The 12661-nt window shown below is 59.3% G+C and carries 11 protein-coding genes and 1 tRNA gene; 9 read left to right on the forward strand and 3 right to left on the reverse strand.

Annotated elements, in window-relative coordinates; genetic code table 11:
• Positions 1–150: 150 nt before the first annotated feature.
• Together fusA and H5P28_RS18565 are read right to left on the reverse strand one after the other, a co-directional pair.
• Entirely contained in the window at positions 151–2232 is a 2082-nt protein-coding gene (gene fusA / locus H5P28_RS18560) for an elongation factor G (protein WP_185677185.1), read from the reverse strand.
• Positions 2233–2359: 127 nt separating this feature from the next.
• Positions 2360–2863 (reverse strand): aminoacyl-tRNA deacylase, encoded by a 504-nt coding sequence (locus H5P28_RS18565; protein ID WP_185677186.1) that lies wholly within the window; start codon positions 2861–2863, stop codon positions 2360–2362.
• A gap of 286 nt (positions 2864–3149) precedes the next feature.
• On the opposite strand from H5P28_RS18565, the gene H5P28_RS18570 reads away from it, so the two are divergent.
• Together H5P28_RS18570 and H5P28_RS18575 are read left to right on the forward strand one after the other, a co-directional pair.
• Positions 3150–3845, forward strand: coding sequence for a hypothetical protein (locus H5P28_RS18570; protein ID WP_185677187.1), 696 nt, complete (start codon positions 3150–3152; stop codon positions 3843–3845).
• A gap of 137 nt (positions 3846–3982) precedes the next feature.
• A complete protein-coding gene (locus H5P28_RS18575; RefSeq protein ID WP_185677188.1) occupies positions 3983–4966 on the forward strand; it encodes an exosortase/archaeosortase family protein in 984 nt (327 codons plus the stop codon).
• 171 nt (positions 4967–5137) lie between these two features.
• Here the strand turns inward: H5P28_RS18575 and H5P28_RS18580 are convergent, their stop codons facing one another.
• On the reverse strand, positions 5138–6055 hold the full coding sequence (locus H5P28_RS18580; RefSeq protein WP_185677189.1) for a phosphoribosylaminoimidazolesuccinocarboxamide synthase: 918 nt from the start codon (positions 6053–6055) through the stop codon (positions 5138–5140).
• 138 nt (positions 6056–6193) lie between these two features.
• Here H5P28_RS18580 and H5P28_RS18585 point away from each other — a divergent pair.
• The 7 genes from H5P28_RS18585 (at position 6194) to H5P28_RS18615 (ending at position 12597) form a co-directional block, all read left to right on the forward strand.
• A tRNA-Glu gene (locus tag H5P28_RS18585) sits at positions 6194–6271 on the forward strand.
• A gap of 130 nt (positions 6272–6401) precedes the next feature.
• Complete coding sequence (locus H5P28_RS18590) at positions 6402–7601, forward strand: tyrosine-type recombinase/integrase (protein ID WP_185677190.1); 1200 nt, start codon at positions 6402–6404, stop codon at positions 7599–7601.
• Positions 7602–8328: 727 nt separating this feature from the next.
• On the forward strand, positions 8329–10254 hold the full coding sequence (locus H5P28_RS18595) for a phage/plasmid primase, P4 family (RefSeq protein WP_185677191.1): 1926 nt from the start codon (positions 8329–8331) through the stop codon (positions 10252–10254).
• A gap of 14 nt (positions 10255–10268) precedes the next feature.
• Positions 10269–10643, forward strand: coding sequence for a primase C-terminal domain-containing protein (locus H5P28_RS18600; protein WP_185677192.1), 375 nt, complete (start codon positions 10269–10271; stop codon positions 10641–10643).
• A 258-nt stretch (positions 10644–10901) separates the two neighbouring features.
• Entirely contained in the window at positions 10902–11426 is a 525-nt protein-coding gene (locus H5P28_RS18605; RefSeq protein WP_185677193.1) for a hypothetical protein, read from the forward strand.
• A complete protein-coding gene (locus tag H5P28_RS18610) occupies positions 11423–12019 on the forward strand; it encodes a RecB family exonuclease (RefSeq protein WP_185677194.1) in 597 nt (198 codons plus the stop codon). The genes H5P28_RS18605 and H5P28_RS18610 overlap by 4 nt, the downstream gene beginning before the upstream one ends.
• Positions 12010–12597 (forward strand): PD-(D/E)XK nuclease family protein, encoded by a 588-nt coding sequence (locus H5P28_RS18615; RefSeq protein WP_185677195.1) that lies wholly within the window; start codon positions 12010–12012, stop codon positions 12595–12597. The genes H5P28_RS18610 and H5P28_RS18615 overlap by 10 nt, the downstream gene beginning before the upstream one ends.
• Positions 12598–12661: the final 64 nt, after the last annotated feature.

Here is a 12661-nt window from a genome sequence, read left to right on the forward strand (position 1 = left end):
CGCAGGGAAATTCATCTTTGGCGGCACCGTGTCAGGAGAGTTTCAATCCTCGGTCCAGCGTTCGGGCGAAGCCCGGGCGCTGGACCGAAAGTGCAGACTCTGTCTGCCGCGGGTCTGGGCTGCGCAAGCCCGGAACTCCCCTCCCCCTACCTACCCCGCTGTGGCGAGCTGCTGGGCGCGGTCGAGGATGCGGGCTTCCTGGTCGGGGGGAACTTCCTCGTAGTGGCTGAAGGATTCACGGTGGCGGCCACGCCCGGCGGTGAGGGAGCGCAGGCGGGTGGCGTAGCGGTAGAGTTCGGCCTGAGGGACGCTCGCGTCGATGACCTGGAACTTGCCCTCTGACTCGACGCCGTTGATACGGCCCCGGCGGCTGGAGAGGTCGCCCATGACATCGCCCACGCACTCATCGGGGACGGTGACGCGGACGCTCAGGATCGGCTCCAGCAGGCTGGGCTGGGCGTTGCGGAAGGCTTCCTGAAAGGCGGCCTTACCCGCGATCTGGAAGGCGATGTCCTTGGAATCGACCGGGTGCTGCTTGCCGTCGAAGAAGTCGATCTTCACGTCCTGAACGTGGAAACCGCCGACCACGCCCTCCTCGCAGGCGGAGCGGACGCCTTTCTCGACCGAGGCGACGAAGACCCGGTCCACGTTGTTACCGACGAGCGAGTTGGTGAACTCGACCCCGGAGCCGCGCGGAAGCGGCTCGATGCGCATCCACACCTCGGCGAATTGCCCGGCCCCGCCGCTTTGCTTCTTGTGACGGTAGCGGCTCTCGGCCCCGGTGCGGATGGTCTCGCGGTAGGGCACGCGCGGTTCGATCAGTTCGATGTCCACGTTGTAGCGGCGCTTGATCTCCTCGGCGGCGACCTTTAGCTGCACCTCGCCCTGGCCGGAGATGATCGTCTGCTTCAACTCCGGGTCGTAGCGGGAAACAAAGGTCGGGTCCTCCTCCTGAATCTCGTGCAGCCCTTGCGAAATTTTTTCCTCGTCGCTGCGGGAGGCGACCCGGAGCGCGCCGTGGATGTTCGGCTCGGGAAAGGCCACGGTGGGCAGAGTGACGCTGAGCTTGCCGCCGCAGAGGGTGTCGCCGGTGTGCGTGTCGCGCAGCTTGACGGCGGCCCCGATATCCCCGCAGTTGAGGTGATCGACGGCGGCGCGCTCGCGCCCGTTGAGCAGGAAAATCTGCCCGATGCGCTCCGTGCCGTTGCGGGAGACGTTGCGCAGGTCCATCCCGTGGCTGACGCCGCCCGAGTACACCCGGAAAAACGACAGTCCGCCGACGTGCTGCTCGTTGAGCGTCTTGAACACAAACAGGCACGGCTCCTCGCCATCGAGTGCCACCTCGGTCTCGTCCCCGGCAACGTCACGAGCGGCCACGCGCTGGCGGTCCAGCGGGGAGGAGCCGTACTTGGCGATGATGTCCATCATGCGGGCCACGCCGACATTGGCCTGCCCCGAGACGGCGAACAGCGGCACCACCACCCGCTGCTGGATAGCGGCGTGCAGGTGCTCGCGCAGTTCGTCTTCGGAGAGGCTTTCCTTTTCAAAGAACAGCTCCATGAGCGAGTCGTCGGTCTCGGCCACGTACTCGATCAGCTCCTTGTGCAGCGCCTTGACGCGGGCGGCCAGCTCGCCCGTGGCCGGGGCCTCGTCGTAGCCGCCGCTGCCGTCGGTGTGGTAGGTGATGACCGAGGTGCGCATGACATCGAGCACGCGGTTAAAGCCCGGCCCGGCGTTGAGCGGGATGGTCATGGGAAAAACCTTGGCTCCGAAATGCGAACGGGCCTCCTCCAGCACCAGCTCGAAGGCCGTATTTTCCTTGTCCAGCAGATTGACCGCGATCATGCGCGGGATGTCGTAGGCCCGCGCGGTGTCGTACACCATGTCCGTGCCCGGCTCGATGCCGTGGCAACCGTTGACCACGACCAGCGCGAAGTCCGCCACCCGCAGCGCGCTCAGCGGCTCGCTCACGAAGTCCGCCGCTCCTGGGCAGTCGATGAGGTTGAACTTCTTGCCCAGCCACTCGGTATGCAGCAACGAGGCGTGGATGGACATCTGGTGCTCGCGCTCGTCAGCATGATAGTCGGACACGCTTGATCCGGCCTCAATGCTGCCGACTTTGCCTATTTGCCCGGCACACACGAGCATGGCGTCACACAGGAGGGTCTTTCCGGTTGAAGCGTGCCCGACTACGGCACAATTACGAATATCAGCGGCGTGATAATTTTTCATCGTAGAAAAAAGATTAAATAGATTTTAGCTAAAAAAAGAGCCCGCGAGCCGGAAACTGGTAAACAAAACGGAGAAGGCTGATACCTTCTCCGTTTTGTCTGAAAATCCCCGTTCATGGCTCCATCTTTCAGAGAGGGGCGGGTTCGCGGCGCTCATCGCCGCAACGAACCCGGTCGGTGAAACTGATCACCCTGGGCTCGACCAGCCGGGCGAAGTCCGTGTAAGCCATTGAAATGGCATCCGTGTGCGTCCCGGCGTTGAAGGTGATGGTGGAGTCTTCGCTCAGGCTCTGCGCGACGAAGACCTCCATCCCGTAAAGGTTCCCGAACGGCGGCATCGCGCCCGGCTCACAGTCCGGAAAACGCCGTACAAACTCCTCCTCGGACGCCAGGTACATCTCCTTGCTGTGCAGCGCCTGGTTGAGCCGCTGAAAGTCGATGTGGTAGCTGGCCGGCAGGACGACCATTGCCAACTGGTTGTGCATCGTCACCATGACGACCTTGGCCAGTTCGCGGCCTGAGACATGGACGCTCGCCGCCACCTCCTGGGCCGAGTAGGCCGGTGAATGGCTCACGGATACATACTTCACTCCGTGCCGGTCGAGATACTCACGCAGTTTTTTTATGCACATAGGCGGATGATGGGGCTGGGGGTTGATAAAAAGAACGGGATTGGCCGAGGGGTACGGCGCTCTGCGGTAACCTGAGCATGCGGGTAAACGGTCCCAAAAGCAAACCTAATCCCCCCATGCAGTAAGTCTTGCCGCAGAGATAAGTCAGGCCCATATAAGTCATAAGCTCTCCCCAAATTAACCGCCAGTGCCACAAATGTCCGCCTCCCAGGCCTTAAGAACGCAGCCCGCCTTCCGACAAATACAGCAAGATCGGCCCTGTAACCTTCTTTGACCGACGCCCTCGATGCCCAGACATTCTTCCCGCCGCTCCTCCTATCAAGACGACGATTACAGCGACCGCCGCGTACGGCTGCGCGCCAAGGTCTTTTTCGACCTCCAGCACCTGCTGCCCGCGCTCGGGCTGGTGCTGCTCATCGCCGGAATCGTCCAGGCGCTTTTCTGCTACGTACCGGTGGATTTCGCCAACCCTCTCTGGGAGTACAAACTGTTCGGCTGCCTCATCCGCTGCGCCTGGCTCCCCCTCATCGGGCTGGCGCTCATCCTGATTCCCTTTTCCAAGGTCTGCTCCTTCCGCCACCTGAAGCTGCGCGGGGCCGTGACCTGGGTCGCGCTGGCCGCCGGGATAGCCGCCGTCCTGCTGGTTCCCTACGGCATCATCGTTACCCTCCGCGCCCAGGAAGCCCTCACCGCCTCGATCCAGAGCACGCTGCCCACGGACTTTCCCGCCCAGCTCGCACGCGCTCTCTCCGCCCCCCGTACCGGTGACCCGCAGGAGGACCTGCGCCTGATCAGGATCGCGCTCTGGGGTTCGACCGTGCAGAGCTGCATTCTCAGCCTGCTGGCCGCGACCGGCTTTCTGCTGCTGTTTTTCAAGACCGGGGTTTACCGCTACCTGCTCCATCAGGACGCTATCGGTAAGGGCGAGCACGTCGGCATCACCCGCGCGGCCATCAGCGAAGAGGACGACCCGGAGGACTGATCTCCTCCCCCCACTCGCATTCGGCACGTCCCGGCAGCCCCCGAAAATATCTCCCAAGCGGGTAAATGCCCGCCCATTCCGTCCGATTTGAGTCGAACCCGCCGCCGGATACTCCCATGCTCCGGCCTGCCTGACCTATGAACCCTCCGGCTACCAGTACGACTCCCGCCAGCACCCTTTGGCTCCAACGCCTGACCGTGGCCGCCCTGATCGCGGTCTGCCTGGGGCCGTTTCTGGTCAACACGACCTCGCTGGAAAAATCCCGCATGGCGATCAAGGCCGTGGCCATCGCCGCCGGTATCGGCTGCGTCGCGCTCAACCGCGCCCGCTTCCGCCTGCGCCCTTCCCCCGCCGGAGCCGCCGCCGGCCTCGGCCTGATCCTGCTCGGAGGCGTGCTGACGCTGGCCGACGCCGCTGGCAACCTGCGCGACCCCGGCCTGGGCTTCATCCTCGGAGCGGCAGGCGTTTCCCTGATCGCGTGCGGCTTTACCGTCAGCGGCTTGCAGGCGCGTTGCCTCGGGCTGTTCGCGCTGGCCGCCATCCCCGCCGGAACGATCGAAAACCTGATCGAACACGGCCTGCACTACTCCACCCTCATCGCCAAGCTCTCCGCCTTTTCCCTGCACTACGTGGGCTTTACCGTGCAGTCGGAGGGCAACACCATCCTGATCCACGGCCACGCGGTCGAGATCATCGCCGAATGCTCCGGACTGAAGCTCTTTTTCATGCTCTTCGCCTTTTTCGCCATCCTCCAGCTCGCCCTGCCCGAGTTGCGCCGGATTTTCTGGAAAATGCTCTTCGCCGCGGCCGGGACGGGGCTCATCGTCAGTGTGCTGCGCATCGACTTTCTCGTGCTCATCGTCGGACGGCCCGAGCTGTTCGAGTTTTTTCACCACGGCTTCGGCTCGGAACTCATCTCGATGGCCGCGATCCTGATCTTCGGCTTCTTCATCAAGGAAGAAGCCTTTACCGCTCTGGAAAAGAAAATCCCGGTCCCGGCCATCCCCGCTGACCACCTGCCCACGCCCGACGGCGCAAAGCTCATGGCCCGGGCATTGGTGGCCACCACCCTCATCGGCGTGCTCGTCGCCACAGCCGCCTATCTGACGCAACGCGGATGAAGCGGCCCGATACCGTTTCTGAACAAGAAGCAGACCCGTCTTGCAGCCGCATTGACCAGACAAGGGATTTAACAGGAAGAGCGGAAAGTACGGCAAGGAAGGCCGAAGGTAGCTCTTCCCTTACTTACCGGCCTTCCTGTTAAATTAAGTCAGAACTTCGGTAACGGCTCCCTAGCGAAGGCTCAGCCAAAGCTTTTCCAGCGCCGTTAGGTAACGCTCCTGTGTCTTGGCAATCACCTCGTCGGGCAAGCTCGGTCCCGGATAGGTTTTCCCCCAGTCGAGCGTCTCCAGATAGTCGCGCACGTACTGCTTGTCGAAGGCGGTCTGCGGGCCGCCGGGGTGATAATCTTCGCGCGGCCAGTAGCGCGACGAATCCGGCGTGAGCACCTCGTCGATCAGGTAAAGCGTGCCCTCGGCGTCCGTGCCGAACTCGAACTTCGTATCGGCCAGGATGAGTCCGGAGGCAGCGGCCTTTTCCGTGCCCATGCGGAAGATTTCCAGGCTGACGGCCTTGATCCGGTCATAGGCGGCCACACCGATCAGCGCCTTGGCGCCCGGCTCGTCAATCGGCATATCGTGCCCCTCGTCGGCCTTGGTCGTCGGGGTGAAAAGCGGCTCCGGCAACTTCGAGCTGTCTTCAAGGCCAACGGGCAGGTCGATCCCGAAGAGCTTGCCGGTCTGCTTGTAGTCTTTCCAGCCGCCCCCGGCCAGATACCCGCGCACCACGGCCTCGAGCTTCACCGGCTTAAGCTTTTTCACCAGCATGCTGTACGGGACCAGTTGCGGGAAGTCTTTCAGCGTCTCGCGCAGCACGTCGTCGTGGTCCTCGACCAAGTGGTTCGGGATGAGCCCCTCGGTCTGGCGAAACCACCACAAGCTGGCCTGGGTGAGCAGAATCCCCTTGCCGGGGATGCCGTCCGGCAGGACCACGTCAAAGGCCGACAAGCGGTCCGTGGCGATCAGGAGGAGAGTCTCCCCGAGGTCGTAAATCTCGCGCACCTTGCCCGAGCCGAGATGCCGGAAAGGCAGGCCGGAGACTTCACGCATGGCCTGCCTGGGCAGCGCCGCCTTGACTTCGTCGAACGTCATGATGCCCTTTTGCATAGGAGGCCGCCCCCTCGGGAGCAAACGCGGAATTAGCCCTTTGTTTATTTTTTTAATTTTCAGCAAAAAAGTGCTTGCACCTCCCTCGTTTCATCCTAACTTCAACCGCTTCCAACTGGCTAAGTCCCCATCGTCTAGTCAGGTCTAGGACACTGGATTTTCATTCCAGCGACCGGGGTTCGAATCCCCGTGGGGACGCCATTATTTATCGACCTTTCAAGGATATTTGCCATTTTGAATTGGCAAATCCAAGAAAGAGATGGCAAGTCGATTTAAGATTACACGATTCACGAACCCGAGCGGCGAAAAAGTCTGGCGATTATCCGGCACTTTGAACGGTAAACGCATTCGCCAGAACTTCAAAGATCGCAGTCATGCCGTCGCCGAAAGACAGAGGCTGGATGTACGTGCCCTAAACGAAGAACCCGAGGGCAAAACCATCTGGACAACGCTTAGCCAGAAAGAGAACCAGGACGCAATAGCCGCCCTGAGCCTATTGAAAAAGTCCGGGTCAAAACGCTCTCTGACCTTTGCCACGGATTACTTCCTCAAGCACTTCAAGGAAACCGCCATCATCAAGAAGGCGAATGAAGCGGCCTCAGAATATTACGACGAAAAGTCCAAAGAACGCAACCGGGGTGCGCTCTCTTTTGGCCAAGAACAGGCGATCCGCTTCGAGATGAACAAATTCTCCCGCTACTTCGAAGGGCGTCAGGTCAGCAGTATTGACTCCGCAGAACTGAAAACCTACTTGGAGACCACAACGGAAGGGAAAAGCAGTTCAGGTCCGTCACTCAAAACTTGGAACAATCGACGGGGCTACCTGAATACTTTTTTCGAATACTGCCTGAACCAAGGCTTTGCTGCGGATAATCCGATTGCCAAAGTTCAACAGTACAAGATTCAAAAGTCCCGTGGGACGGCAGAAACGCTGAGTGCCCAGGAGGCTGAAGCCCTGATGCACTGGCTGGAAGACTATCGAGGCGAGCAAAACAAAAACGGGCAGTGGTGGAACAAACCGGGCTGCATGGTCCCCTACTTTGCCCTGACGCTCTTCGCTGGCATTCGCCCGGACTGGCGTAATGGGGAAATCAGCAAGCTGGGATTGAAAGACATTCGTCAGGACACCGGCGTTATCCTGATTGAGCCAGAAGTCTCCAAAAACAATGAAAAGCGAACGATCAAACTCCAGCCCAATCTCCAACTGTGGCTGAAGAAATACCCGGTTTCTGAGTACCCCATCGTCAGGACCAAACGATTTGACGACATGTCAGCTCAAGTGCGGCAACGATTTTCTCTGACGCACGACGTCTTACGCCACACGTATATCTCGATGACAGTAGGGGCGTTTCGGTCAGTCGGAGACACGGCGCTTCAAGCTGGCAACTCGGAGTCCATTATTCGTAAGCATTATCTGGACCTGAAGTCCGAAGTGGAAGCGGACGCGTTCTGGCACATTATTCCCAAAGGGATGTCCCTGCCGCCTCGCATGAAAAAGCAGGACGGACGGTATATTGAGGAACATAAATGAAGATAAGTGAACAAATTCTCCGAACTTCTTTTTTGGGAGAATTTTTCCAAGAAAGGTCTTTACACAGTCGAGTGATTTTTCCATTTTTCGCCACTCGGATTTCGGAAATCCGATAAAGAACAATGAAAATCTCTATGCGCTTACCAAATACCCGTATCAACCAGGCTCAGCAACGCCTGGACGTGGGATTTCGTAAGCGATCGGGAGAAACGATGGATATCGACTCCCTCCGCGGTGACGCCAAGGGCGAGATCGCCAATGCGGAATACATAGACCAAGAACACTCCGTCAGGCTGGAGAGTTCTAGAAAAACAGGTCGTACTGTAAGAAACAGATGTACCCGTTTTTTATTCAGCGGCCCTTTTGCTGAAGGGAAGCATACTCAATCAAATAAGAGTAAATGCATAATGAAAATGCATCGACAAAACGATATGTCGATGCCCAGGGGCTTATCGACGCGCTATTTGACGAAGGCAGTAGACCTTCGGTGCGCTGGGTACGCCAAATGACAAGGTTACGCACGATACCCTACCTCAAAATTGGAGGTCTGGTTCGCTTCGATATCGAAGCCGTTCGGAGTGCGTTGGAGAACGAGTGCACCGTGCGCTCGAGATAACTAACCCCCAAACCTAAAATACTCCTCCTAGCGTTGGAACTCAATCCTTCGCCCGGGAGGAGTGTTTACCGCGTACCTCAGGTACAAAAACACAAAAATAGATTTAATCACATGCATAACCTTCTTACAATACTAGGAGAAAACACAGTCCTTCTCAAGCTCCCCTGTGGGGAGAAATATCCCTCTAACAAGAACTGGCAGAAAACCACCCTTGCCGAAATGACGCCCGACTATCTTGAAGAGCTCTCATCAGGTCGGTTCAACATTGGTGTTCTTCTCGGTAAACCCTCTTCTGGCCTATGCTCCATCGACATTGACCAGGACGAGGCGGTTGAACCATTCCTACAGTTGAACCCCACCCTTCAATCCTCACTGCGAACAAGAGGGGCACGAGGAGCGAACATCTGGGTCCGGATTGTCGGCGAGCACCCGAAACTCACCAAGCTCAAGAACAAGCAAGGAGCCCCCTGGGGAGAATTCCGTGCCGATGGAGGTCAAACCGTGATCTGGGGGAAGCATCCTTCTGGATGCAACTACTCAATTGCAGCCGAGCAGCCCATTGTGGAGATTCCCTTCGAGGAAATTAACTGGCCCACGGACCTTCAATGCCCCTGGAGGGATGTAGAAGCCCTGGACTCAGATGACACCCTGGAGGAGCTTTTCACCGAACAAGGCCCTCCATTTATCCATGGGGAGAAGGGCGGAGTCACCCTGAACCAGGGGTGCCTGGCAGCGCTTTTTAGCCGGGAGCACCTGATGATATATATCCCCGAAGAAGGTGAGTTCTATTGCTATAACGGTGAGAACGGCCTGTGGGAACACAAGCAACTCACGACAATCAAGGGAATGATCGATAAGCTGGTTCGACGCTTAATGATCGAGAACGAGCTCACCTGCTCTCTGGCCAAGATTACCGCCCCCTTTATTGAATCAGTCCTCACACTGTTTCGCCCCAAGGTCGAGAAGCCAGGTGCATTTACGCACCCGCAATCAATCATTCATGTCCACAATGGCGTCATTGACATATCTGGGGAGGAGTACCTGCTGAAGTCATTCAGCCCGGAATTCTATTCCCGCAACCAAATCCCCGTTGAATACGTGGAAGAAGCGACATGTCCACGCTTCGTCCATGAATTGCTGGAACCCTGCCTTGGCCCGGAGGATATTGATCTTATCCAACGAATCATGGGTAGTATTTTACTGCCCTATAACGCTGCCCAGGCAATCATCCTGATAACGGGTGCTGCCGGAAGCGGAAAGTCCACCTTTGTCGATCTGGCCGAAAAGCTTATCGGTAAGGATAATATTTACGAGCTTCGCACGAACAATCTCAATGGACGTTTCGAACTTCAGTTCTACGTGGGTAAACGGCTGCTCGCTGGCAAGGATGTCCCGGGACATTTCCTGCAGGAAAAGGGTGCCAGCATACTCAAGAAACTGTCTGGAGGTGACACGCTCTCGGCAGAGAAGAAGGGACTTAGCACGGTTATCACACTACAGGGAGATTTTCACATTATCATTACGTCTAATTCGGATTTGCACGTGATGGTCGATGGAGACAGCGAAGCCTGGCGCCGACGGTTGATCATCCTGGAATGGAGTAAACGGAATACAGGCAGACCAAATATTCCCAAATTCAGCGAACAACTCCTGCAAGAGGAAGGCTCCGGCATTCTAAACTGGATGCTGGAGGGGTTACATAAACACAGCAAGGAATTGTCTAGCCATGGAGGCTTTCTGCTAAATGACTCTCAGCGCCTCCGCATAGACACTTTGTTAAACGAGTCAGATTCCGTTCGGGCATTTGTCACCGAGAAACTGGTTCTCAGCCCGGGGGGCACGATAACTTCTCGGGACTTGTTCTACGCCTACGAGAACTATTGCGACGAGCAAGGATGGGAACCCTATGGCTACCATAAGGCCATAAGAAAATTCCCGGCCTTGATCCAAGAAAGATACGGTCTGCGCAGATCCCACGACATTCGTGTCGGTGACAAGGAGTTACGTGGTTATCGCGGCCTGGCCATTCAGGACTAAGTACTGCAATAACGATGGATAGAAAATCCAAAGCTCGTGCCTATCTGGAAACATGCCCCCCTGCCATTTCCGGGCAGGGGGGCCACAACCAGACCTTCAAGGTGGCCTGCGCCCTTGTCCAGAGATTCCTCCTGAGTCGTGAAGAAGCCCTGGAACAACTACGGATGTATAATCTCCGCTGCGAACCGCCATGGTCGGAAAAGGAACTGGCCCATAAGGTGGACGATGCCCTCAAAGCCCAGCCTCTTCGCCCATCTCGACATCGGTTGCCTCGAACCTTGCCAGAAATGATCCCCATCCGGCCCTACAAATATCCGCCCTCAATCGTCTTGAAGAAAATCGAGAGGACGCGTTCTACAGACACCTCTCCCATAGACAAAGAAGACTAAGACCCAAAGCAGTGCCTGCAGCGATGCCGTGCCAATTGGAAACAGCTAATCGGCGTCCGAAGCGTCCGACCATCATACCGTAAAAGCCCCCTGCTCATCCTGCCGTCACTGCTTTTTCCTTCCCCGGCAAAACGCCCCGTTTCCGGGTTATATATGATTGATAGCGGAAGGTCCGTTATCTGAGACCCGGGACGGATCGACCGCCGCCCGGGTCTTTTGTATCTGGACCGGTCGATAAACCAGGAAAGGAGGCGCTCCATGGCAATCGTGCTGGAGGCCAACTATTGCAAGAAGCTCGGTCTGCCGGGGTACTCGTCGCACCAGTACGGGGTGACGATCCGGGCGGAGCTGGGCGACATCAACCAGGTCCCGGAGGAGTCGGAGCGGGTCTACCGCCTGCTCCAAACTTCCGTGGACCGCGAACTCCAACAGACCGGCTGGCTGCCGCAAGGCAGGCAGCCGGAACCCGCACCCGGGCCTGCCCGGCGGTTGGACTCCATCCCCGCCGACGGGGTGGAGTCCAACGGAGCCGACACCTGGGCCTGCTCACCCAAGCAGCGTGAGCTGATCCTCAGGCTCGTAGAAGAACACGCCCTCGACAAACAGACCATCAACGAGTTGGCCCGGGAACGCTTCGGCAAGGGCGTGCGCTCCCTCAACAAGCTCGAAGCCTCCGGGCTGATCGACGAGTTGCTGGAACGCCACGGGGGCAAGGGCCAGGCCGCCCGCTCCCCACGCCGGGGCAGCACCCGCCGCACGGCTCCAGACGGGAGGGTGCCATGATCCGGCCCGCCGATCCCGACCACCGCCCCCCGGCGGATGTCGTGGCCTTCCCGCTGCGCTCCAGCGACGGGGCCTTGGCCCACGTCAGCCCCTCGGCCATCCGCGACTACCTGCAATGCTCCCTGCGCTTCTACTTCAAGCGCGTGCTGGGCCTGCCGGAGCCGGGCAGCGTGAGCCTGCACCTGGGCAAGGCCGTCCACGCGGGCATCCAGGCCTACTGGATCGCCCGCTGGCGCGGCGGGGATGCCTCGACCGATGTAGTTATAAACCACTACCAGACGGCCTTCGCCGCCCACGAACAGGAGGCCTCCGTCCCCTTCGCAGAGGGGGAACGGGAGACCACCCTGGCCAAGGGCGAGGCCCTCCTGCGGGCTTACTGCGAGAGCGAACACGCCCAGACCGGGGCCAAGCCCCTCGGGGTCGAGGTCAAGCTCCAGGACCACTTCCCGGAGTTGCCCTCGCCCCTGCTGGGCTACGTGGACCTGGTCCTGCCCGCCGCGGACGGCCCGGTGGTGTGCGACTTCAAGACGGTCGCCGCCACCCCCAACGTCGAGCTGGAGGCCTTCCTGCACGAAGGACAACTGTGCGCCTAACGGCCTTCGCCGCCCACGAGCAGGAGGCCTCCGTCTCCTTCGCCGAGGAGGAACGGGAAACCACCCTGGCCAAGGGCGAGTCCCTCCTGCGGGCTTACTGCGAGAGCGAACACGCCCAGAACGAAGCCAAGCCCATCGGGGTCGAGGTCAAGCTCCAGGACGACTTCCCGGAACTGCCCTCGCCCCTGCTGGGCTACGTGGACCTGGTCCTGCCCGCTGCGGACGGCCCGGTGGTGTGCGACTTCAAGACGGTCGCCGCCACCCCCAACGTCGAGCTGGAGGCCTTCCTGCACGAAGGACAACTGTGCGCCTACCAGTTGCTGATCGAGGAGGCCACCGGCCAGCCCGTCTCGGCCCGTGAACTGGTCTTCCTTGTCAAGACGAAGACACCCAAGGTCATCGTCCACCGCCTCCCGCCCGCCGACGAGGCGGCCCGGGAACGCTTCTGGAGCATGGCCCAGGCCATGGTGGACGGGGTCTATCACGAGCGCTGGCATCCGCAGCCGGGCATGCACTGCGGCTGGTGTCCGTATCGCGGACCCTGCGTCCGCTGGAGGGGAGGCAACGATGTGGCCTAACCTCATCCTCGCCCTGCTCACCGTGGGGGTGGCGGTCGCCTGCCAGGGCGGACCGCCACCCGCC

Origin of the sequence: Ruficoccus amylovorans, from assembly GCF_014230085.1 — a bacterium.
In the GTDB taxonomy this organism is placed as follows: domain Bacteria; phylum Verrucomicrobiota; class Verrucomicrobiia; order Opitutales; family Cerasicoccaceae; genus Ruficoccus; species Ruficoccus amylovorans.